The following is a 21,183-nucleotide window of genomic DNA, read 5'->3' as shown; positions in this document are numbered from 1 at the left end:
ATCGGCTATCTACATGCCTTCAGTTCGGCGGCCTCCATGATTGAAGTCTTTTCATCCGAGACGAGATAAATGCGTAGTTCGCTGGCGGCTTTCAGCCAGTCGGCCGCCAGCCCGGTATCCACCCAGTTCTGGAGTCGTTGGCGTGTCCCGGGACCCACATCGTAGATCGTCACGCTCCAGTAAGTGCTTGGCCGAATGCACCGTCGCGTTCGAATCCAGCCCGCCATGACCAGATGCCGAATAACGGCGGCCCGCGCGCGGCCCTCGCAGCCAAAACGCTCGGCCTCGCCGTGCTCGGCATAGACCGCTCGCAACCACGCATCGGTGACGCCAAAGCGGGGCGGGTCCGCAATGACGGCCGCGATGTGCGAGGTGCGAACGTCGAGGCACTCGCCATCCGGTGCGATCCAGTGAGCCGGGGTCAGCATTAATCGGTCACCGTGCCGTCGGGGTGATGAACCTCCACCGGGACGCCGATCTGCTCGGCGTGGGAGAGCGCCGAGCGCGTGCCGCGGGACTTGCCATCCCAGAAGGCGATGACAAGGTCCGCCGACTCAACAATCTGTTTATTACGGATCGGACCGGCCCCGCGACCGTAGCGTTGCCAGTCGGCGGGGATGACATCGATGGTCAGCCCGCGCTCGCCGGCCAGGCGCTCGGCGAGCGCATCGGCGCCTCTGGCACCGCCAGAGACCAGTACCGCCGGCAGATGGGGCTCGAGCACGGCCTCGAGCCGTGCATAGTCCTCAAAATCCCGGGAGCCGATCACGGCAATGCGTTTGAGCTCACGATCCGCCATCAGTCGAGCACCCAGCCTGCTTCGATGACCGCTTCCGCCGTGTCGAAGGATTCAACGGTGTCTGTTCCGCGACGGGTGATCACGAATCGGCCCTCGAGCAGATACTTTATTGGCATCTGTCCGTAGCCGCCGTCCGCGTTCTTGAAACCAACGTGTTCCATGGCGGGGACAGGCATATCCAGGCCGTGGCTCTCAAGCGCCTGCCGCGTTCGGTTTTTCAGGTCGTCGGACCACTGAATGGGCGATGGCATAGCCGCAACTCCTCTGAGAGTGGACGTAGAACGTAATGCGTCCCTCCGACGGGTAATGTCGCACTAGCGGACTACGCTGTAACTCTGATGGACGATCAACGCCCATCCTCCTCCCTGGCGGAAAAGGAGGCAAAACCATGCCCGGTATGCCATCCATCGAGCGTCATGAATTCAAGGTCGACGGCTTTGAATACGTCCTTGTCCTGCGTGAGGCAGGCGAGATCACCCTCGCCCTTACCGGCGGACATATCCCCGGCCGTGGCCACCTATTCGATCTCTACCGCGAATACGATCCCTTCGAGAAGTGGGAGGACTATGTGCCGGGTATCGAACTGTTCGACGATATTGATACCGGCATCAATGCCTTCCGGCTGATGCGCGCTGTGCGCGGGCGCATTAACGACTGGATCAACCGCGCCCGGCCGAGCTACTTCGTCATCTCACCCAACACGACGCGTAAAGCCGCCATCTACGCCCGTGTAAGCGCTCTGCTCGCCCGGCGCATCCGTGGCTATCACTGCCAGCCCATCGACCGGCGCTTTTATTTCTTCCGACTCGCCACGGGTGTGCCCCAGCAGGCCAACGGGACCAACAACGCAAGGGAGGCCGCCGATGCCTGAGCAAACGCCCCTCGAGCAACTGGTGCGTGATCGCATGGCCGCGCTGCGGCGAGCCCGCGGCGATATCGGCCAGCGCTTGAGCCCGAGTAACCCGAGCAAGGCGCTGCGGCGGCTCGATGCGTTCGCGGCGACCGGTGCATTGCCGGAAGACAACCTCTGTGAGCGCCTCGCCGGCGCACTAGGCCTACCCGTGACGGACATCGCGGATGCGGCACGCGCAACCCGCAAGGCCATCGAGGCGCAGGCCGAAGCGGACTATCGCGCCCGCTTCGAACCCCATGCCATCTGGACCACTGCACGCAGCCAGCCAAGCTCCACGGCCATGGCGGGGTTCATCAACGCCCCGGCACGGCTGCGTCTGCCCTTCCCCTCCGGCCTGCCCACCGAGGGCTATGTGGCCTACTGCCAGGATCAAGCCCCGAGCGGCATCCCCCTCTATGGCCCGGTCACCGGATTCATCATCAACTACACCCCGGACCACGCACGCCGGTATGACCTGGAAGGGCAGCCACTCGAGACGCTGCAAAGCGCCTTCCGGGTCGGCAGCGCCTTGACCCGGGTCTAGTCCGAGTCGCATGGGCTCTTGCGCCCTGGCTGGCTGCGGGCTCAAGGTTTAGGGCATCGCCATGGCTGGCACAAAAAGGAATCAAGGATGGCACCAGGAAAGGCACGGGTCATGCCCACCAATATCGCCGAGCTCCGGCTCGGTGGTGCCTCGGAGGCCGAGCTGGCGACGCTGCAGCGCCTCGCTGATGAGTTATCTGCCGAATACACGGTTTTCTATAGCCGCCATGTCGCCCACCTCACGCCCCGCGGGCAGGCATTCGGTGAGATCGACTTTGTGATCGTCAATCAATCCGGCGACGTCCTGCTGATTGAGCAGAAGAACGGATCATTGCAGGAGGCGGATGATGATCTCGGCATCCGCTACGCCGGCCAGGTGCAGCCGAAGTCTGTCGTTGAGCAGATGCACCGCTCGCGGGCGCTGTTTCTGCAGGCGTTAAAGGCGGCCGATCTGCCACCGGTCACCGTCTCATCCCTACTCTATTGCCCGGACCATCGGGTCGAACAGGTGAATGCCGCCGGCCTCTCGATTGAAGGCATCGTCGATGCCCGGGACGACAAATCACTTGCCACGCGCGTAGAGCAGTTGCTGCCCGCGGCGCACAGCCAGGACCAGACGCCGCGGTTGATGCGCGACTTCCTCATGCATTCGCTCTCGCTCGAGCGGGATATGACGCGGACGACCGAGCGGCATAAAGCGGTCTATCAGCGACTGGCGAGCCCGCTCCAGGAACTGCCTGCCGCGCTCGACTTCAGCCCCTGGCGCCTGCGCATCCAGGCGGCGGCGGGGGCCGGCAAAAGCCTGGTGGCCATCGAGGCCTACGAACGCGCGATCGCTAACGGCGAGAACCCCTTACTCGTCTGTTTCAATCGGCCTTTGGCCGACGCACTGCAGACCCGCCTGGGAGACACCGAGAACGTCAACAACTTCCACGGCCACTGCCGGCAGTGGCTCAGGGCGTTCGGTGATGCGGACCGTCTGCAGGCCAGTGAATCCGATGGCAGCGCATTCTGGGACGAGCTTGTCGAGCAGATGACGGATATCGCTGATCAGGCCGGGCCGTTTGATGTACTGATCATCGACGAAGGCCAGGACTTCAAGCCCGACTGGTACGAGGTGCTCAGGCTCGCCATGAAACCCGATTATCGCTGCCTGTGGCTGGAAGACGCCGAGCAGGCGCTCCTCGGCAACGATCCGGTACCGCTGGAGGGCTTTGTTCGCTACAGCAACCAGCGTAACTTCCGGACACCCGCGCGCATTGCCCGCTTCATTGATAGGCTCCTCGACAAGCACGTGGACTGGGCCAACCCGTTGGATGGCTGCATCCCCGTTGTCTCCACCTATGCGACAGAGGCCGGGCAACGGGAACAACTGGAGCAGCGAGTCCAGGCCTTGATGCGTCAGGGCTTTCAGGCCGAACAGATCGCCATCGTCAGTCTGCGGGGGCAATCGTCCGCCGTTTATCGGGATCTGAGCAGCATCGCCGGTAAGGGGATTCGGCGTTTCACCGGCCGATACGACGACGACGGCAACCCCGTCCACACGGTTGGCCCCCTCCACGCCGAGACCATCTACCGCTTTAAGGGCCAGCAGGCGCCGGCCATTGTTCTGACAGACATCGACCTTTCCGGAGAACCGGAACATCGTGACCGCGAAACGGCGCTTATATGGTGCGGCCTCACCCGCGCGACTGTTGCGTGTGAACTCCTTGTTCATGAGGAATGCGGTTGGCTGAAAGCGATGCAGCGGGCGAGAAAATGACCATCTCGCTGTATCTTGCAAGACCTCGTCATGCCCCCCGACCTCTGATGTGAGATCAGTCCTGAATCTTTGACTCTGAGTAACGATTCAGTTCTCGCACTTAAGCCGTTCCATCCTTCAGCTCCCATTCCGTGCGGAGGCGATGAAGAAAGTGTTCGGGAGCGAGGGACTCGCCCAGCACCCGTTGCTGCCGACACACATTGGCAATATCCCCAAGTGTAAGCCCCTCTAGTTTGTCCAGGATCCGTCGAGCGGTCTCGGGCACCTCTGTATTCGCGTCCCCGAGGACTTCCTGTGCAAAAGCCCGATATCGCTGCTTCGTTGTCATCGGATTGAACATCAGTTTGAGGTCGAAACGGCGCAACGCGGCAGGATCAAGCCCCTCCATAAGGTTAGTAGCCGCAATGAACACGCCCGGGAAACGCTCCATCTGCTGGAGAAGCTCGTTGACCTGCGTGCGTTCCCAGTTGCGCTCGGCGTTGCCTCGGTCAGAGAGGAAGCTGTCCACCTCATCAAGCAGGAGGACACTGTGATCCGGATCGTCCCGCTCAAATAGATCGGCGAGGTTTTGCTCCGTCTCACCGACGTATGGACTGAGAACCTGAGAGGCCGTGGCCACGATCAGTTCTCGGTCGAGACTCTCGGCAAGGAGCTCCGCAAACTGCGTCTTTCCTGTCCCTGGCTTGCCATGAAGACACACCCTCCCCTGCCCGCTCTTAGCGATCCCCTCGATGATCGTCTCCGGGGATTCCGCACCATCGATATTGAGAAGTCCCAAATCAATTGTCGTGTTAGGACGCCGAATTCGGGGCGTTGAGGACCCACGCATTGCTTTGCGCAGATCGGCAAGGGACTGCCGTATCAGCGAATCGACATCGTCGATGGGATTCAGCGAGAGAAGCCGACGGACATTGGCCAACGCAGCAGGCGTTGTCGTGACATCGCTTACGATCTCATCGAGCATCACACCCGATACACCGGTGTCTGCCAGCATCCGCGCCGCAATATCCCGCCGGACGTGACGTGGTGGTGTCCGAAACTCGACCGGTAGAAGGAATCTGCGGCGGACGGCCGGGTCGAGTGAATGCAGGTGATTTGTAATCCAGATCGTCGGGACCTGGTTCGACTCGAGAACGCGATTAAGCCAGCCCTTATCTCGGCTCGGGGCATACCCCGTCAAACCCGCCAGCATCAGCTCATCCGTACTCTGGAGATCCTCCATTTCATCAAAAATCAAAAGGGGCGATCGCGCGCCCTGTAGCAGCAATTGCGCCATCTGGTAGCCACCCAGACGGCCCTCTCGGCCCAGTGGTTCACCGTCCGAGTTGGTGGTCCGGACACTGTAGGCGGCTACATCCAGTGCGGCTGCGATTGCCTTCGCCAGTTCGGTCTTTCCGGTGCCCGGCGCCCCATAGAACAGCGCATTGACACCCGACTCACCTAGCTCGGCCGCGCGGCCGAGAACTTGCTTTAACAATGCCGCATAGCGCTCAAGGTGCGGGAATGAGTCCAACCCCGCCTGAGCCTCACTGAGTGGTTCGACGAAGACCGCCAGCAGCTCCGACTCGCTCCGGGGTCTATTTGCAACGGTTTGCTTCAATACCTCGCCGGGTTTCAGGAAGTCTTCAAGATCCGAGTGATCCGACGGTTTCAACAACGCCAGCCGACGCAGCTTGCTCTCTGGCCGGAGCGCCCTGCTGATTGCATCTGTGGAGAGCTCCAGCATCAGGGCAAGCCGCTCGATATTGACCTGAGGACTCTCGTTACTGCCTTCCCGGCAAAGCCCCCTCAATGCCCCGGATACGGACAGCAAGTCCACAAAGAGCACCAGCCGTCGCTCCACATCATCCAAATCCAGCAAGTTGCACAGCAGCTCAGCCACCTCCGTCAGCGGATCCTGACGATCAGTTTCGCGAACCCGTTCGACGAGATCATCCGGGACCATGGAGAGAAGCCGCCGCCACTGTTCTCGATCCGTATCTTCCGAGTCATCCAGCAGCATGGTGAGCTCATCCTCGGGTTTGTCCTCGAGCTCACCCGCAAACCACGCCTTAAATCCTGGATCGACCAATGGACCAATCAGGCGTTGCAGGGCCTTGGGCGACCGGTGCATCGACAGGCGGGCCTTGTCATCAATCGACGCGCGATGGAAGTTGAGCGCTAGCCGCGCGAGCCGCAGCCTTTGAGGGGGCAGATCGCTCAAATCTTGACGCCAGCACTTCCGGTAGTCGGGCATATGTGTTCCTTATGCGCTTTCATTAAGTGAAGAGGCGGACGCTTATAAGTAGCTGCGTCAGCCTGAGCAGTCGAACATATGCCTGCGACAGAAAATGTCGTTTTGACAGGAAATTGAAGCTAGACGCCGGCCTCAGCCCGCCAAGCTTGCATGATCATCACCATGGCAAGAGTATCAAGCTCGCAGTACTGCTTCAGACTGGCCTCAATGGCATCCCTTATCGAGGCGTTCATCGTCCCGGACTGGGCGCGCGTGTAGGCCATCATCGCCCCGGCACCATTACTGATGGACTCAAAGCGTTGGTAGTAACGGACTTCCGGGCTACCGCCGAGCAGCTCTTGGCTAAACGTACTCTCGAGTAGCTTGTAAGGATCCTCCGGCGTCTCATCGCTATCTGGCACGCCCGACCACCAGCGTTTGTTCGAGAAGTTCCTGCTGGGCATTCGTCCAGTGCCATATACCGGCTCTGAATAGAGCGCGCGAAGGTGCTCCGAGCTCTTCATGACGGCGGGCAATAGCGGCTTGATGCTACTGCTGCCGCGCGTTTGAGGGTGGAAGTAGAAGTCCGCCGCCCAGCGGGCCTGATCTACCATATCCCGCTCGCCCCGCCGTACGATTTTATTGCCGTTTCTCTCATGAGTGAGAGATTCAATGAAGGCCACCAGCTCATCGCGGTCGTCAGGTGGTGCATCCATCTCCAGCAACTGGGCGCGGACATTATTGAGGACTGTATTCTCGTAGCTCGTCCAACGAAGGACAGTACCGATTGACCCGAGAGCCTCTTTCAGATGCCGCAGCATGCGACTGTTCACATCCCCATCGACAGACAGGTCGAGGAACTCATCGGCATGCCGCACACTGCCATCGCGCTCCATGACATGCACCGAATATTGGAATATCTGGATGTCCTGGGGACGCCGTCCGGCGCGAAACGGCAAAGCGCAGCGCGCCGCCTCGAAATCCAGGAAGTAGAGTGGCCAGGCGCAGCTCTCTAAAGCACTGGCAAACCCCACGCTGTCGAAGTAGTGATCTCCGCCGCCAGGCCAATCACCCGTCAACTGCATTCTCTGCCGGTCGCCCCTGCCGAGCGCTCCTGTCAGCCGATCAGGAAGGCTGATTTCATCAGGGTCGATGTCGGTCAGCCACTGGTACCCGGCCTCCAGCAACCCTTGCGTGCTCGTCACACCGGCGGCTGCACGACCGTAGAGTCCAAAAATGGTGTCCTCCCGATCGAAGCCATGCCTTTGTCCGGACCATTCAGCCCAGCACTCATGGAACCCGCTCTTACCCGTCGCTGAGGGCACGGGGGCATAGAACTCACAATCCGAGCAGTGAGACCCAACAGGTGCTGGCGTTATGGGCGTCTCGGCCGCTTGGATACGCGCAAGCCTCTCTGCAACGCCTGAGAAGTCATCCGTGATCCCCGGGATTTCAAGCAAGGCATCCAAAACGTGGTAGACCTGACGGTCCATCAGTATACGGCTGAGAAAGGACTCATCGAGCTGCTCAGCAGCCAGCCCCGCGACAGGATCAACCCGCGCACGAAAGTCCCCACTTACTCCCCCTAGCTCATCGAAGTAAACCGGAAACCGCTGGTGCAGACCCTCCTCCCGCGCTGGGACCGCCTTATCCGGCATCATCAGATAACAGTGAATCTCCCATTCCGGATAAGCTTGGCGCACAACCCAATACTGGAACGCCAGGTCACGCACGTAGCTGAGGAAGCCAGCGTGGATACCGCCGGCGCGAGTCCATGACGTCGGGTTATCCTTCGGCTCGTCAGAGCGAGAGTCGAAAGATTTCGATTTGACCTCAACCAGCTCTATCCGATTCCCCTTCTTGCGCAGGACATCCACCCGAACCAGGTAATCACCGTATGCAATCGTTGGCTCGAACAGGGTCACCGAGTCTTGGGCTAGTGCTTGTGTGGTCCGGTCTATCTGCTCGTCTAGACCGCGATCAGTGATCTCGCGTGCAAGCTCACCGTCGGCCTGCATGAAAAGGGTCTGCGCCAGAGCGCCTATCTGATGACCACCTTCTGCAAGCCCCTCGAGCATCGTGTTGTCTCGTCGCTGATCGACATATTCGCCGGGTCGGACGGCGTAGAACAGCTTGCGAGGGCACTGTAAGCCAAGCGTAAACCGGGATTTTGTCAGGTACTTCGGCATTGATGCGCTCCCAGCCGAGAGGAAGAGGTTGACGATGACAGCCTCACTGCGAGGATCATCCGGCTCCGTTAGCCACGCCGAACGGGACATGCACCATCGGGAGATTCCCTGCAGGCGACTGCAGGTGACGCCTATTGTCATCGAAGAAGATATGCGGCCGCAGCGTCTCGAGCACACGGTGCTTTTCGATACCCCCCAGAAGGAATGTCTCGTTCGCGCTCACGCCCCAACTCTTCAGCGTCGTGACTAGGCGATTATGCGTTGGTGCGCCGCGGGCGGTGACGATCGCCGTGCGCAGCATTGGTTGGTAGTTGGGGTCATCCGCTTCAGCCTGGGCCTCAAGTTGCTGCAGCATCGCAAGCTTGCGAAAGAGTGGCGCTAGCGGCCCTGGCTGATGGGGTTCGTGCACCCGCTCAACCTCGTACTGCTCGAACGCTTCCAAGCCCTGCTGAAACATCGACTCGGACTCGTCATCGGCGATCACGCCATCAAAGTCGAAAGCGACGCGCAGCGCACCATCGTCCAGGTCATCGGCAACCTCAGAGTGCATGACAAGGCCGGCGGGATAGCCCTCATCGGTCGCGCTAAGCACATCCGCCTCGTTCGCGGTGAGGAATAGCGCTGCCTGAAACGCGCCGATGTATGGGTAAGGCGAGTTACCTTCCAGAAAGGCTGCTCGACGTATATCGAGCTTATGGTGATCAATGGATTCGAACACGCGCTGACCCGTCTCAACGGAGTTGCGCGACAGCAGCACGACCTCGACCGGCCGGTCTACCGGGAAGCGCTGGTTAAAGGCGAGAAAGCGTCGGATGAAAGGGAATGCAATGCCCTTACCGAGCGGGGTGTGAAGATGATCCTGCTGGAATTCGCGATAGGCCCGCGCGCCGCGCTCGCGGAACACCTCGTCGGATTCTCTCAGGTCGAACAGCGCGCTCGAGGCGATAGCCACGACGAGTCGGCTTTCAATCGGCTCCACTGTGTTTGGCATCGGCACTGCCGCCCCGTCCACCGCCGATTCGGTCATAACCACTCCCTGGCAACCTCATTCGGTGCGAGAGTACAGGCTGAGTGAGCGGAAGCGCCAATCAGATCGGCGACCATAGAAGCCATTGCCGAGACGGTCAGTGCAGAAGGTCTGTGCCGCCACTATCGGTGGCAGGGATGCTCAGGACCCAAGTAGTCAGCAGCCGTTCACAAGCGCGCGCAAAACCCGATATTCACCACCCGAATCGCCTCTCTCGGAGTGCGGCATAGAAACGGTCCTGCCGAGTGCCGCTGTCGAGCAACCGCTCGATACCCAAGAGGACGTTGTAGTGGCCATGGCCAAGTGCCACTGCGCCGCCTCCCACAAACCACCCAAACTCGTTGACGATTACCTGGGCACTACCGACGCTCAGGATCTCGTCGTCAAGACAGTAGAGACTGCACAAGTTCGCGGACGTCTTGTACGTCCAGACCACGAGTCACTTCCGACGCCCAAGAGCTTGAGACCAACCCGAGCGACCAAGTTTGTGCACAAGAATATTCGACGTGCTTGTCACTGTATTGACAATCATTTCTGTGCAGTCGGCGCAAAATCGGGTGATGCTCAGCTCGAGCGTGTCGCGAGGGCTTTGGATTTTGTGCCTTAAACGAAGGCACATATGATGCAAGGAGTGGCGCCATGTGGCGCTTTGCGCTCTTTAAGTGACTGATTTCGTTACGCGGGGAGGCCTGAAAAATGTGCGAACACACCATGTCAAGGTGGTGCTCTAACCTACTGAGCTACGCGCCTGTCGTCAGGGGCGAGAGTATAGCGGGATTGGGCGGCGTTGCCAAAGGGGGAAGTTAAGTTGCTGTTTTTGAGATTGAATCGAGGCCTGGTCGCGAACCTAGAGATGGGTGCAGAGCAATCGGGAGCGATCCATTTACCGTAGACCGAAGGCCCGCGTAACCAGTCATAGGCGCCTCTGTGCCTTGTATGTGCCATAGATGTGCCATGACTGGCCAAAGTTCGCTGCGCCAATGCCGAGTCCGGGAGGCGTTTTTTGAGTACCACCTGTCCAGCCTATATAGCTTAGCTGCAAGCCGACGCTCAATCTTCGAGACCTATCCAAGTCCTGATCTCTCCGGATATAGATGCAGGACTCAGTCGTTCGGATTCTCCATCGCCAGCCGACTCTCACTAGGTACTTGCTCCATCAAGACAGAGAGCCGGGATAAGGCGATGCGATACTGCCCATTGCTTGGTTTAGGCTTCCCATCGAACTCTTTCCAGACGATATCGCCGGGGCCGTTATAGACCTCCTCGAAGCCACCCAGTTGGTCCAATTTCAGGACTAGCAGGTGCTCCGGCTGGTACCGCAACCCGACCGCTTTCGCTTGGGTTGCCTTGATCTCGATCCTTAATCCTGCTTTCAGCGCATCGCCACCGATTGTAGAGGCCGGGAGCAGATCGAGACCGTAGTGGTATGCCGCCAGACATTCCCCGCGACTACCAACGAGATGGCCATCGGGTGTGAAGTGTCTGCCCGGGAACATCGCCTCTAGGTTACGTACGATCCCATACAGGTCATTAACTAGCTTCGGGAAGTTTTCTTTATCCAGTTGGCGCCCCCAATCTCGAATGCACTCCCCTCACCCTGGGGTTCTACCCCACCAACACGGACGGTTTCGTTAAGCGTCCTTTGGCGGCAAGAGTCATGAGATTAGAGGACGTCTGCGAATTGGCGCAGTCTATCGGCTGTGACGACAAACCCTTGAGCGGCGAGCGTCTCAAGGTATTCGTCAACGGATTTCGGAGGGTTGCGGAGCGCACCTCGGTGGCGTTTGGCGGTGGTCACCACCGCACCCTCATGAAGATCGAGCTTTTGCTCCACAAACGTGTCCGGATGAACAGCCTCGATCCCGTACGGCGCGAGAGACGATGCCGGAAAATCCTTGAGATTGATGGTCACGATGGACTGCGCACCAGCGCGAATTGCTGCAGCGAGAACATGCCTGTCATCCGGATCTGGCAGAGATAATCCCTCAATCAGCGGCTCGTAGCCTTCAACCAGGCAGTCGTGTACCGCGTGATCCATCAGTGAGCGGGTGCGCTCCAGCGCACCCGCTAAGTCGGGCCGCTGTGCAAGCAGGTTCCTTGTCCACTCGTCGTGAATCCGGTCGGTCCACTTCGCCGCGAAAAGCCCGGCCGTGGCAAGCCGGATCAGGAAATCCCGCATGGGTGCCGGGTAGAGGACGCACGCATCGAAAACGACGACAAAGCGCACCTCAGTACCCCATATCCAGGTCCTGTGCCTGCTCGGTCAGCGCATCCAGAGCTTCCTGGCTAGCACGATCGCACTCCGCCTTGTAGGCCAGCAGGTCTTGGTATCGGATGCGGCGATGGGTGCCCACCTTCGAGAAGGGGATCTCGCCCCGCTCCAGCAGCTTGACGAGATGGGGGCGGGAGACGTTGAGGATGTCCGCCGCTTCCTGCGTTGTCAGCTCTGCGTGCGTTGGCACGATCGTCACCGCATTGCCCTGGGCCATCTCGGCAAGCAGGTCACGCAGTAGCGCGAGCGCCTGGCGCGGCAGCACGAGATCGGTGCCGTCGAGTTGAACGCGGGCCCTATCGGATTCCGGTTGCCGGGATAGGAGCTTGCTTAGCTCTGTGGCACTGGCACGGGCGAGTGCAGTGGCCTCATGATCCGGGAGTTCGTTATCGCCACTGGGTGTTTGCATAGCTGCTCCGAGGATGCATGTGTCTACTGACTCGATACTAAGCGCAATAATCGAAAAACGCAAAAAACGAAACGGGCAGACCTGTCCAGGCAAGGGGGAGTGTAGGTAATTCTGTGTGTGAGCCATACGATAGACCCGATAGGGAGATAGACGTATGGCACGTAAGAAGCACACCGACGGTATTAACCGGGATGTTCTCGACGAGCTGATCCGCGAGCGTGGGGCTCGTCGCGCGGCGGACTTCGAGTCACTCGCCGGCGAGCTCAAAAAGGCGCTGGCCGAGCGCATGCTCAACGCCGAGATGGACGTCCATCTGGATGGCGATGATGAGCAGCACTCAGGCAACCATCGCAACGGCACAAGCCCCAAGACGGTGGATACGGGCGCTGAGCGCATCATCCTTGATATCCCACGCGACCGGCACGGGCGGTTCGATCCGGTGTTGATCGGCAAGTACCAGCGCCGCTTCCCCGGCTTCGATGACAAGATCATCGCCATGTACGCCCGGGGCATGAGCACGCGGGATATCCGCAATCACATCATCGAGATCTATGGCGTCGATATCTCGCCGGATCTGGTCTCGGCGATCACCGAGAGCGTGATCGATGAGGTCCAGAGCTGGCAGAACCGGCCGCTCGAGACGACCTATGCGATCGTCTACTTCGACGCCCTGCGGGTGAAGATCCGCGACGAGGGCATGGTCCGTAACAAGGCCGTGTTCCTCGCCATCGGCATGACCTGCGAGGGTCGCAAGGAGGTCCTCGGCCTGTGGATCCGTAAGCTCCCCCGTCAAGCGGACAGTCTGAAAGTAGACACTTCGCCGGTTATCTGCCGCCGGAATTCCGCCGGCGGTACTCGTCCGAGCGAGTCATGGGGTCGCTCCTCGTTGTAGCTGATCATCCATACAGCGCTCATCTCACGGACCTGGCTCAGGGTCGTGAACAGGTACGGGTCCAGTAGCTCATTGCGGAAGGAGCGGTTGAACCGCTCGATGTAGGCATTCTGGTTCGGCTTGCCGGGCTGGATGTAGGCAAGCTCAATGCCTTTGTCTTCGCACCATTCGGTGAACACCTGCGCGAGCATCTCAGGGCCGTTGTCGATGCGGATGCGCTCCGGCAGCCCCCTAACGAAGCCGATCTGCTTGAGCTCGCGTACAACCCGTGCCGCGGGCAAAGATATGTCAGGGACAACGCCGAGCGCTTCACGCGTGCCTTCGTCGATGATGTTGAGACACCGAAACCGGCGGCCGCTGTACAGCGCATCACTCATGAAATCGAACGACCAGGTGTGGTTCATCTGCGCCGGCACCTCCAGCGGCTGGCGTTCGCGATCCGGCAGGCGCTTTTTAGTCCGCCGCTTCTGATTGAGTCCCATGGCCCGATATACACGCCAGACACGCTTGTGGTTCCAGTGATGGCCCCGGTTGCGGAGCGTGCCGAAGCACTTCCAGAACCCCCAGCGTGCGTGGTCTTCGATAATGTCGTTGAGCGCATCAATGACCGGTGCATCAGCCGCCGCCTGCTTCTCTGCCGCATCCCCGCGATACCAGGCGCTACGGGCAATATCGACAAGCCCACAGGCACGGGAGATGGACAGCGACCAGACCTGGATCAAGTACTCGGCCGCCCAACGGCGGTCGGACGGCCTCAGAGTTTTCCCAGCAAATCCTTTACAGCCTGATGTTCGAGGGCCATGTCGGCATACATCTTCTTCAGCCGATTGTTCTCGGCCTCCAGCTCCTTCAGGCGCTTCAGATCCGAGGCCTCAAGGCCGCCATACTTCGACTTCCACTGATAGAAGCAGGCCGTGCTGATGCCATACTCCCGGCAAAGATCCTTCACCTTACGGCCGTTCTCGGCCTCCTTGAGGATCGAGACGATCTGGCTCTCGCTGAAACGGGACTTCCTCATTGCCACTTCCTCCATCACACACGATCAATGATGGCAGAAGTGTCTACTTATGACCTGTCCGCTATGTGGGGGAGTGTATGGATCGAGCAGACCGAGGGGGCAAAGTTCTGGATGCGGATCATGAACGAGCTCCGCGCCCGCGGTACCAACGATATCCTCATCGCCGTCGTCGATGGCCTCAAGGGCTTTCCCGAGGCGATCACCAGCGCCTTCCCCGACTGCGTGGTCCAGACCTGCATCGTGCATCTCATCCGCCACTCGATGCAGTTCGCTTCCTGGAAGGAGCGTAAGGCGCTGGCCCAGGCGTTGCGGCCGATCTTTGCCGCCCCCAGCGCGGACGCCGCCGAGCAGGCGCTGGCCGACTTCGAGCAAGGCCCATGGGGCGGAAGTACCCGGCGGTTGCGGCAAGCTGGCAGCGGCGCTGGTCTGAGGTCATCCCGTTCTTCGCCTTCTCGCCTGAGGTGCGCCGGGTCATCTACACCACCAATGCCATCGAGTCGCTGAACAGCCAGGTGCGAAAGGTAGTACGCAACAAGGGCCACTTCCCAAGCGATGAGGCGGCGATCAAACTGATCTACCTAGCATTGCGAAATGTGCAGGCGAAGTGGAAGCGGCCACCTGTCCAATAGCACGCTGCTAAAACCCAGCTTGCGATCCAGTTCGGTGACCGGTTCGTGCTGGAAGCCTGATCTCAATGAAGCGGCTCACACACAAAAATCTCCACAGGCCCATGACCAACGCGCCATCCCTGATCTTCCTGCGGGCAGCGCCCATGAGGAGCTCCCCTTCTCGAGCGTGAGTACCAATCATTTCATCCTTACCGGGATCAGCCCTGATGCGTTGGCGGCCCAGATAGTGGGGTAATCGAGTGTCCATTGTTAGTGGGCAAGATCAGTGCGCAGTTGCCTGAACTTGCTGACATGGCGCCGGAGCAGATCCTGACCGCCGTCTGCAGTGGCGCCTCAGACGGCGGCGACGGCTCCATGGTCACACAATTGCTCAGACTGACATCCAACCAACCGGCAAGAGGTCAGCCTCATTGCGGTTTACACATCGGGTTATCACCCTTCGAGCAAACCAATCTCAAAGTCAATCGGATTGCGCACGGTGTTACCCACCGGTGAGAAATAATTCGCCCGCTGGACAATCTCATCCAATACTTCCCGCGAGGCATCGCCATCGATATCGACTTTGACACGGACGGCCTGAATGCCCATCTCCTCAGGTGAGGCCTCATGTCCACCCGCTCCCCAGGCTGCGGGGTTACCGATATCCCCTTCCAGATGCAGCTCTAGATTACTCAGCGCAACCTGCTTCCAGGTCGCGACCGCGATGATGCCAACCGCCAGGCACCCTCCAAGCGCAGAAAGCACGACCTCAGCGGGGGCGGGTGCGGTATCCTGGCCAAGGAGATGGAGCGGCTCATCGACAACCACTTCATGACCCCGGACATGGCTGACGGTGCGGTACTGACCCTCTACCACCGTCTGAACCTTATTGGTTCCCTGAGTGTTCGGGTTGTTACGGCCCTTTTCTGCAAAGCTCAACAATCCGTCCCGATCAATGGGACGCAGGTGTTTGCGGACGGTTCTCTCTGTGGATTCACTCATCTCATCATTCTCCTCTTACGAATCAATCAAGACTGCCAATCGAATCGACGGGCAAGTGTCACAACAAGGCCATCAAGCATGTAGCCGATCACACCAATCCACAGCACAAGCGCCGCTAACTGGTCATAGGCAAGAATGTCCCGGGCGTCGTTGATCGCGTAACCCAGCCCGCTCGTCACCCCCAGATATTCAGCCGGCACAAGCACCACCCAGGCCACGCCTAGAGCGAGGCGAATGCCCGCCATCACATCCGGCGCGATGGATGGAAGCGTCAGCCGCCACAGCCGACCCAAGGGCGATGCGCCCAGATTCCGCGCCACCCTTGAATGCAACGGGTCAATGCGTTGCACTGCGAATGCGGTTGAAAACAGCACCGGCCATACCGCTGCCATGAAAATCAGAAAGACGATGGCTCCGTTCCAAGTGGCGAAAATCATCACAGCAATCGGCATCCACGCCAATGGACTCACCATGCGGAGCAGCTGGAACGGAAACCCGGTCACACGGCGGAGCATCGCCGACGAACCGACAACGATACCCAGCGGTACGGCAATCAGGATCGCCAACACCATTCCGATGCCGATCCGGTACAGACTGGCGCTCGCAGCCTCAAGCAGCGCCCCACTGACAAGCAGCTCCCAGGCCGCCGGCAGTGCGGCCTCCGGGGCAAAGCGCGTGAACGCGAATAGCTCAGGCTGCGCCTTGATGTATTGACCCCCCGCCCACCAGAGAATCAACAGGGAGAGTGCTCCCGCGATCGGATAGGCAATCCGATCAAGCAGACCTTGAGCCCAGCGCGGCGCCGCACTGCCCGTGATCGTTGGTGACATCACAGCTTAATGCGCTCCTTACGGGTCAACTCATCCAGATAATTCGCTCCCGGGTGCTGACGCAGGGCCTCCTCCACAAACCGGTAGTCCACCAGATCATCAGCGACGAAATCCGGATCAAGCCCCTGCAGGAAAGTGGTATCCCCCTCGACCAGCGTCTGGTTCATTTCCGTGACCAGTCGCTTGGTCGCCGATGGATAGGGGTAAGGGGAGAAATCGATTCGCCCGACGCGCCAGTCCGGGTGGCTCACCGCACCGCTTTCCCGGTATTCCGCCTCGTTGTAATGCGTCATGGCCCGACGGACCACCTCAGCCGGCATTGGCAGGTAACCCTGCCCGTCCCGCGAGAGCATTTCAGCGACCTTGCCTTTATTCTGCTGCGCATACTCCGAACCGCGCACCACCGCGTTGATGACCCGCTGCGTCCACTCGGGGCTGGCGTTCACCTGGTTTTCGTTCATGCACACAACACAGCATGGATGGTTCTCCCACATGTCACCGGTGAATCTCAGCAGCCGCCCCCCTGCGAGCAGTTCGCCAGCCGCATTGAACGGCTCGGCGACGATGTATCCATCGATCTGCCCCGCTGCCAGGCTTGAAGGCATCTCGGGCGGCGGAAGGATGAGGAGGTTCACCTCATCATCGGCAAGCGGATCTTCCTGGCGCTGAATGACGGGCCTGAGCCCCGCATTGCGCAGGCCCATCTGAATCAACGTGTTGTGGATGGAATACCAATAGGGAACCGCGATCTGCGTGCCACCCAGTTCGGCGAACGATTCAATCCCCGAATTTCCGCCAACGACCAGTCCTGAGCCGTTGATGTGGGCCCAGGCCATGATCTTGACGGGGAAGTCGTTGTTGTAGCGCATCCACACAGGTATCGGCTTTAACAGGTGGACGAGATTGAAGCGCCCCCGGACAAACCCTTCAACAAGACCCGACCAGCTTCGGATCAACTCCGGCGCTTCGGCCCTTACGCCCTCATCAGCGAAATACCCCATTGCGTGCGCCGTCAGCAGCGAGGTGGCATCAGTAATCGGCAAATAACCAATCCTCAGCACCGGATCCTCGGCGTCCTGTGCACTCGCTGCTCCCATCGGCAGGGTTAGTCCAGCGGCAAGCCCGCCAATCATTGCCATGCCATCCAGAACAAACCGACGCCGATCCGTCTGAATCTGGTAGTCGGCCGACAGGACTTCATCGCATCCGCACTGGGCGTGGTGATGTTGGTCCGGTGATATGTGCCTGTTGCTCATGAGTACTCGGGCTCCAGTTCGATGGGATCGGTGGGTGTGCTGCGGACTGGTGTCGACGGATTGCGCCGGGCCCGGCCGAAGGCAGCCAGAAGCTCATCCCGCATCTCGGCAAATCCGCGCATTCCGGGACGCCGGGGTCCGTTCATCTGGTTATCAACCAGGGCGTGAATCCGACCGGGGCTGCGCTCCATGACACCAATCCGATCACCCATGATGATCGCCTCGTCCAGATCATGTGTGACCTGAACGAGGCTTATTCCCTGTTCAGCGACAATGCCAAGTACTTCGTCCTGAAGATCGGTGCGGGTGAAGGTGTCAAGCGCCGAAAACGGCTCATCCAGCAAAAGCACAGAAGGTGACATGACCAATGAGCGCGCGAGTGCGACACGCTGCTGCTGACCGCCGGAAAGATCCCGCGGCCGACTGCGCGCTTTATCCAGCAGGCCCACCCGATCGAGCATATCCATGGCGGTGGTTCGCCTCGCCTTCCCGACGCCGGCAAATTCGAGACCTAACGCAACGTTGTCCACCACGTTCAGCCACGGATAGAGGGCTGCATGCTGGAACATGATGTTCCACTCCGGGCGCGGTCCGAGCACGCGGTTCTGACCAATATGAATGGTGCCGACGGTGGGACGGATCATCCCCGCGATCATGTTCAGCAATGTGGACTTGCCGCACCCGCTCTCACCAACCAGGGCCAGACTCTGTCCAGCCTGCACTGCCACGGAAATATCCTGCAGAACGGGCGGCTCGCTCCGATTAAACCAGTGATTGAGATTGTCGATCCGAATGGTGGCCGACATACAGGGCTCCGTGCGTTCAACTTGACGCTGAACCTTACAAGTCGGCCGATGCGCCTTGAAGAAACCTTTTTTCATATCGATATAACCAGTCAAATCTGCAATATCGATATGCCGAATCGATATTTCTCAGCGAGTCATGCTCGCAATAGGGTTGCGACAGTGAGATTTCTGACAGGAGACACCCATGGCGAGCGTAGCCGAGGCGATTGCCCGACCCACCGCTGACACGAGGGACCTGGTGGCTCAGGCACTCGAGCCGATCGTTGTCGATATCGACCGCGCGGGCCATTACCCCGAGTCGTTCATGCGCCGTTTTGGCGAGGGCGGGCTCTACAATCGCCATACAGCACAGAATGGCTATGACTTTGCGGGTGCCATCGATGCCATGAGCGAAGTGTCTCGGGTCTGCATGTCCACGGGGTTCTGCGTCTGGTGCCACGACGCGCTGACCTGGTACCTCGATAATGCAGAAGTACCCGAGACACGCGAGAAGTGGCTGGACCGCGTGGCCAGCGGCCAAACGCTTGGCGGCACGGGCCTTTCCAACGGTATGAAAAATGTCGCCGCCATCGAAGAGCTGAAGATTCACGTCCGCCCGACTGAGGGTGGGTATATCGCGAGCGGCACACTGCCCTGGGTTTCAAACCTGGCCGAGAGTCACGTCTTTGCAGCGGTGTTTAACAACGCATCCACGGGGCGGCGGGTGATGGCATTGGTCGACTGCGCCGCACCGGGCTTCGCGCTCAAGCAGTGCGCCGAGTTTGTCGCCCTGGAAGGCAGCGGGACCTATGCATGCCATTTTGATGACGTGTTCATCCCCAACGACCAGGTGATCAGCCACGATGCTGCCGGCTTCCTGCCCCGGATCCGCGCCGGGTTTGTCCTCCTGCAGATGGGCATGCCGCTTGGCGTCATCGAGGGGTGCATCGAGATTATGGAGTCGATGGCGAAAACTCACGCGCACGTCAACGGCTATCTGGACGAGCAGCCCGAGACGCTGCGCGAGGAATTGACGGACCTGCGCGCCGCAGTCAACGCGCTGGCGGATGAGGTGCATGGGAACGCCAGCGACGAGCTCTTCCGTGATGTTCTTCAGGTGCGCGAGCGCGGCTCAGCCCTTAGCCTGCGGGCCTCCCAGGCGGCCATGCTTCACGCCGGTGCCCGCGGCTACATGGCGGATGCGCCGGCACAGAGAAAACTCCGGGAATCGTATTTCGTCGCGATCGTCACTCCAGCGATCAAACATATCCGCAAAGAGCTCGCACGGCTCGAGGCCGCCTGAACCCAATGACCGCCAATAGCGCTCCTGATTATCGGCAATACATCTGTCTTGTCTGTGGCTACATTTACGATGAGGCCAATGGCGACCCGGATGGCGGTCTCCCGCCCGGTACCCGCTATGAGGACATCCCCGATGACTGGGTATGCCCGGACTGCGGCGTCAGCAAGTCTGATTTCGTACCGCTCGAGGATGCGACACAAACACCGCCACCCATCGCCGCGAGTCAGCGGTCACGGATACTGCCCGCAGACCCATCGCAGGTCGTTATTCTTGGCGGCGGCATGGCCGGTTGGGCAGCGGCTGAATCCATCCGTCGGGCGGATCCGGACCGCGCCATTGTGCTGATCACGGCGGATGCCGGACATCACTATCCAAAACCGCGCCTCTCGAGCGCCGCGGGGGAAGGGCTGGCCCCCGATGAGATCATCATGCGAAAAGGGCCGGAGCAGGCCGCGAAGCATGGGGTTGAAATGCTGGCGCACACCCGGGCGCTCAGTATCGACCGCGATCGGCGGCGCATTATCACCGCCCGTGGCGGCGTCCCCTATGACCGCCTGGTGATCGCGATGGGCGCGGAGCAGCGCAGACTGCCGCCGCCTGGCGACGGAGATAGCCCCATCCACACGGTCAATTCGCTCGACGACTATCGAGCCGTCCGATCGAAGGTGGATGGCCGCACGGCCTCCATTTTGATCATCGGCGGCGGACTGATCGGCAGTGAATTCGCCAATGACCTCACAGTGGCCGGGCATCGCGTCACGCTCGTGGAACGCGCGGAGCACTTGCTCCCCGCCCTGCTCCCTGCAGCGGCCGCCGGCTCGCTTGAGGCCCGGTTCACCGACAAGGGCATTCATGTCCATACCGGTTGTAGCGTGCAGTCATTCACCACTCAATCGAACGGGGATCTGACGGCCACACTCAATACGGGTGAAACCTGGCAGGGTGAGCTTGTGATCTCGGCGCTCGGTCTTCAGCCCAATACCCACCTCGCGAGCCAGGCAGGACTTGAAACCCGACACGGCCTGGTGGTCGATGACCAGTTGCGCACGAGCGACGGGTGTATCTTTGCCCTAGGGGACTGCGTGGAACACCGGGGTGTCATCCGTCCTTATGTACGTGCACTCCGCCGCCAGGCGAGCGTCATCGGAACAACGCTTGCTGGAAACACCGCGGTCTACGATGGCACGCCTGACACGATCATCATCAAGACAACGCTATGCCCCGTTGCTGTCTATCCACCGTCCAGTCATGGCAAGTGGGTTGCCGCACAGGAAGGCCGCTGGAACCACTACAGCGGTGATCGCCTCAACGGTTTTGCCCTCATGGGCGGCGCCGTTGCAGACGCCAAACGTGTTGAAAAGGAATTGGTGTAGCGCCGTCG

General features: G+C 60.1%; 20 protein-coding genes and 1 pseudogene. 7 read left to right on the top strand and 14 right to left on the bottom strand.

Annotation, left to right across the window (positions count from 1 at the left end; genetic code table 11):
• Nucleotides 1-5: 5 nt before the first annotated feature.
• From BA899_RS03980 to BA899_RS03970, 3 genes are read right to left on the bottom strand one after another with little or no spacing between them, the layout of a single operon-like run.
• Nucleotides 6-428, bottom strand: a complete 423-nt coding sequence (locus tag BA899_RS03980; RefSeq protein WP_159299804.1) for a hypothetical protein — start codon at nt 426-428, stop codon at nt 6-8.
• Nucleotides 428-799 (bottom strand): DUF2493 domain-containing protein, encoded by a 372-nt coding sequence (locus BA899_RS03975; RefSeq protein WP_159299803.1) that lies wholly within the window; start codon nt 797-799, stop codon nt 428-430. The genes BA899_RS03980 and BA899_RS03975 overlap by 1 nt, the downstream gene beginning before the upstream one ends.
• On the bottom strand, nt 799-1,050 hold the full coding sequence (locus BA899_RS03970) for a hypothetical protein (protein WP_159299802.1): 252 nt from the start codon (nt 1,048-1,050) through the stop codon (nt 799-801). Before BA899_RS03970 ends, BA899_RS03975 begins: the two co-directional genes overlap by 1 nt.
• A gap of 137 nt (nt 1,051-1,187) precedes the next feature.
• Between BA899_RS03970 and BA899_RS03965 the strand changes: the two genes are divergently transcribed.
• From BA899_RS03965 to BA899_RS03955, 3 genes are all read left to right on the top strand, one after another.
• Nucleotides 1,188-1,670, top strand: a complete 483-nt coding sequence (locus tag BA899_RS03965; RefSeq protein ID WP_159299801.1) for a hypothetical protein — start codon at nt 1,188-1,190, stop codon at nt 1,668-1,670.
• Nucleotides 1,663-2,235, top strand: a complete 573-nt coding sequence (locus BA899_RS03960; RefSeq protein ID WP_159299800.1) for a hypothetical protein — start codon at nt 1,663-1,665, stop codon at nt 2,233-2,235. The genes BA899_RS03965 and BA899_RS03960 overlap by 8 nt, the downstream gene beginning before the upstream one ends.
• An 87-nt stretch (nt 2,236-2,322) precedes the next feature.
• Nucleotides 2,323-3,996 (top strand): nuclease-related domain-containing DEAD/DEAH box helicase, encoded by a 1,674-nt coding sequence (locus BA899_RS03955; RefSeq protein WP_159299799.1) that lies wholly within the window; start codon nt 2,323-2,325, stop codon nt 3,994-3,996.
• Nucleotides 3,997-4,096: 100 nt separating this feature from the next.
• Here BA899_RS03955 and BA899_RS03950 read toward each other — a convergent pair whose 3' ends face one another.
• The 6 genes from BA899_RS03950 to BA899_RS03925 form a co-directional block, all read right to left on the bottom strand.
• Entirely contained in the window at nt 4,097-6,232 is a 2,136-nt protein-coding gene (locus BA899_RS03950; RefSeq protein WP_159299798.1) for an ATP-binding protein, read from the bottom strand.
• Nucleotides 6,233-6,351: 119 nt separating this feature from the next.
• Nucleotides 6,352-8,400 (bottom strand): DUF2779 domain-containing protein, encoded by a 2,049-nt coding sequence (locus BA899_RS03945; RefSeq protein WP_159299797.1) that lies wholly within the window; start codon nt 8,398-8,400, stop codon nt 6,352-6,354.
• A 55-nt stretch (nt 8,401-8,455) separates the two neighbouring features.
• Nucleotides 8,456-9,427 (bottom strand): 5'-nucleotidase, encoded by a 972-nt coding sequence (locus BA899_RS03940; protein WP_200833050.1) that lies wholly within the window; start codon nt 9,425-9,427, stop codon nt 8,456-8,458.
• A 1,103-nt stretch (nt 9,428-10,530) separates the two neighbouring features.
• On the bottom strand, nt 10,531-10,923 hold the full coding sequence (locus BA899_RS03935; protein ID WP_235012683.1) for a hypothetical protein: 393 nt from the start codon (nt 10,921-10,923) through the stop codon (nt 10,531-10,533).
• A 167-nt stretch (nt 10,924-11,090) separates the two neighbouring features.
• The gene (locus BA899_RS03930) at nt 11,091-11,606 is read right to left on the bottom strand and encodes a PIN domain-containing protein (RefSeq protein ID WP_148122724.1); all 516 of its coding nucleotides are present in this window, start codon (nt 11,604-11,606) and stop codon (nt 11,091-11,093) included.
• 49 nt (nt 11,607-11,655) lie between these two features.
• Nucleotides 11,656-12,108, bottom strand: a complete 453-nt coding sequence (locus BA899_RS03925; RefSeq protein WP_144347536.1) for a helix-turn-helix domain-containing protein — start codon at nt 12,106-12,108, stop codon at nt 11,656-11,658.
• A 154-nt stretch (nt 12,109-12,262) separates the two neighbouring features.
• Between BA899_RS03925 and BA899_RS03920 the strand changes: the two genes are divergently transcribed.
• Nucleotides 12,263-13,000: a transposase gene (locus BA899_RS03920; protein ID WP_159299796.1), complete on the top strand. Its 738-nt coding sequence runs from the start codon at nt 12,263-12,265 to the stop codon at nt 12,998-13,000.
• On the opposite strand, the gene BA899_RS03915 is transcribed toward BA899_RS03920, so the two are convergent.
• A protein-coding gene (locus tag BA899_RS03915) for an IS3 family transposase (RefSeq protein WP_370456310.1) occupies nt 12,898-14,018 on the bottom strand; the annotation gives its coding sequence in 2 pieces (ribosomal slippage) (nt 12,898-13,766 and nt 13,766-14,018; 1,122 coding nt in all). The genes BA899_RS03920 and BA899_RS03915 overlap by 103 nt on opposite strands.
• Before the next feature lie 75 nt (nt 14,019-14,093).
• Between BA899_RS03915 and BA899_RS03910 the strand changes: the two are divergent.
• Nucleotides 14,094-14,647: pseudogene (locus BA899_RS03910) on the top strand (IS256 family transposase); the annotation flags it as partial.
• Nucleotides 14,648-15,079: 432 nt separating this feature from the next.
• Here the strand turns inward: BA899_RS03910 and BA899_RS03900 are convergent.
• From BA899_RS03900 to BA899_RS03885, 4 genes are read right to left on the bottom strand one after another with little or no spacing between them, the layout of a single operon-like run.
• Nucleotides 15,080-15,628: an OsmC family protein gene (locus BA899_RS03900; RefSeq protein WP_148121906.1), complete on the bottom strand. Its 549-nt coding sequence runs from the start codon at nt 15,626-15,628 to the stop codon at nt 15,080-15,082.
• A 26-nt stretch (nt 15,629-15,654) separates the two neighbouring features.
• Nucleotides 15,655-16,458 (bottom strand): ABC transporter permease, encoded by an 804-nt coding sequence (locus tag BA899_RS03895; RefSeq protein ID WP_148121905.1) that lies wholly within the window; start codon nt 16,456-16,458, stop codon nt 15,655-15,657.
• Nucleotides 16,458-17,714, bottom strand: coding sequence for an ABC transporter substrate-binding protein (locus tag BA899_RS03890; RefSeq protein WP_159299793.1), 1,257 nt, complete (start codon nt 17,712-17,714; stop codon nt 16,458-16,460). The genes BA899_RS03895 and BA899_RS03890 overlap by 1 nt, the downstream gene beginning before the upstream one ends.
• A complete protein-coding gene (locus BA899_RS03885; protein ID WP_148121903.1) occupies nt 17,711-18,520 on the bottom strand; it encodes an ABC transporter ATP-binding protein in 810 nt (269 codons plus the stop codon). Before BA899_RS03885 ends, BA899_RS03890 begins: the two co-directional genes overlap by 4 nt.
• A gap of 238 nt (nt 18,521-18,758) precedes the next feature.
• Between BA899_RS03885 and BA899_RS03880 the strand changes: the two genes are divergently transcribed.
• Both BA899_RS03880 and BA899_RS03875 read left to right on the top strand, forming a co-directional pair.
• Nucleotides 18,759-19,802: an acyl-CoA dehydrogenase family protein gene (locus BA899_RS03880; RefSeq protein WP_159299792.1), complete on the top strand. Its 1,044-nt coding sequence runs from the start codon at nt 18,759-18,761 to the stop codon at nt 19,800-19,802.
• 5 nt (nt 19,803-19,807) lie between these two features.
• Nucleotides 19,808-21,175, top strand: a complete 1,368-nt coding sequence (locus BA899_RS03875) for an FAD-dependent oxidoreductase (protein ID WP_159299791.1) — start codon at nt 19,808-19,810, stop codon at nt 21,173-21,175.
• The last annotated feature ends 8 nt before the right edge of the window (nt 21,176-21,183 follow it).

The sequence above is a fragment of the Spiribacter sp. SSL99 genome, from assembly GCF_009805925.1.
In the GTDB taxonomy this organism is placed as follows: Bacteria; Pseudomonadota; Gammaproteobacteria; order Nitrococcales; family Nitrococcaceae; genus Spiribacter; species Spiribacter roseus.
This window is presented reverse-complemented; position numbering and strand designations above follow the sequence as displayed.

What these genes read in the sequence shown, in the direction of transcription:
- BA899_RS03875 (WP_159299791.1), top strand. Translation starts at nt 19,808, where the DNA reads ATGACCGCCAATAGCGCTCCTGATTATCGGCAATACATCTGTCTTGTC.
- BA899_RS03970 (WP_159299802.1), bottom strand. Translation starts at nt 1,050, where the DNA reads ATGCCATCGCCCATTCAGTGGTCCGACGACCTGAAAAACCGAACGCGG.
- BA899_RS03955 (WP_159299799.1), top strand. Translation starts at nt 2,323, where the DNA reads ATGGCACCAGGAAAGGCACGGGTCATGCCCACCAATATCGCCGAGCTC.
- BA899_RS03920 (WP_159299796.1), top strand. Translation starts at nt 12,263, where the DNA reads ATGGCACGTAAGAAGCACACCGACGGTATTAACCGGGATGTTCTCGAC.
- BA899_RS03900 (WP_148121906.1), bottom strand. Translation starts at nt 15,628, where the DNA reads ATGAGTGAATCCACAGAGAGAACCGTCCGCAAACACCTGCGTCCCATT.
- BA899_RS03895 (WP_148121905.1), bottom strand. Translation starts at nt 16,458, where the DNA reads ATGTCACCAACGATCACGGGCAGTGCGGCGCCGCGCTGGGCTCAAGGT.
- BA899_RS03890 (WP_159299793.1), bottom strand. Translation starts at nt 17,714, where the DNA reads ATGAGCAACAGGCACATATCACCGGACCAACATCACCACGCCCAGTGC.
- BA899_RS03930 (WP_148122724.1), bottom strand. Translation starts at nt 11,606, where the DNA reads ATGCGGGATTTCCTGATCCGGCTTGCCACGGCCGGGCTTTTCGCGGCG.
- BA899_RS03965 (WP_159299801.1), top strand. Translation starts at nt 1,188, where the DNA reads ATGCCCGGTATGCCATCCATCGAGCGTCATGAATTCAAGGTCGACGGC.
- BA899_RS03925 (WP_144347536.1), bottom strand. Translation starts at nt 12,108, where the DNA reads ATGCAAACACCCAGTGGCGATAACGAACTCCCGGATCATGAGGCCACT.
- BA899_RS03935 (WP_235012683.1), bottom strand. Translation starts at nt 10,923, where the DNA reads ATGTTCCCGGGCAGACACTTCACACCCGATGGCCATCTCGTTGGTAGT.
- BA899_RS03945 (WP_159299797.1), bottom strand. Translation starts at nt 8,400, where the DNA reads ATGCCGAAGTACCTGACAAAATCCCGGTTTACGCTTGGCTTACAGTGC.
- BA899_RS03960 (WP_159299800.1), top strand. Translation starts at nt 1,663, where the DNA reads ATGCCTGAGCAAACGCCCCTCGAGCAACTGGTGCGTGATCGCATGGCC.
- BA899_RS03975 (WP_159299803.1), bottom strand. Translation starts at nt 799, where the DNA reads ATGGCGGATCGTGAGCTCAAACGCATTGCCGTGATCGGCTCCCGGGAT.
- BA899_RS03885 (WP_148121903.1), bottom strand. Translation starts at nt 18,520, where the DNA reads ATGTCGGCCACCATTCGGATCGACAATCTCAATCACTGGTTTAATCGG.
- BA899_RS03980 (WP_159299804.1), bottom strand. Translation starts at nt 428, where the DNA reads ATGCTGACCCCGGCTCACTGGATCGCACCGGATGGCGAGTGCCTCGAC.
- BA899_RS03940 (WP_200833050.1), bottom strand. Translation starts at nt 9,427, where the DNA reads ATGACCGAATCGGCGGTGGACGGGGCGGCAGTGCCGATGCCAAACACA.
- BA899_RS03950 (WP_159299798.1), bottom strand. Translation starts at nt 6,232, where the DNA reads ATGCCCGACTACCGGAAGTGCTGGCGTCAAGATTTGAGCGATCTGCCC.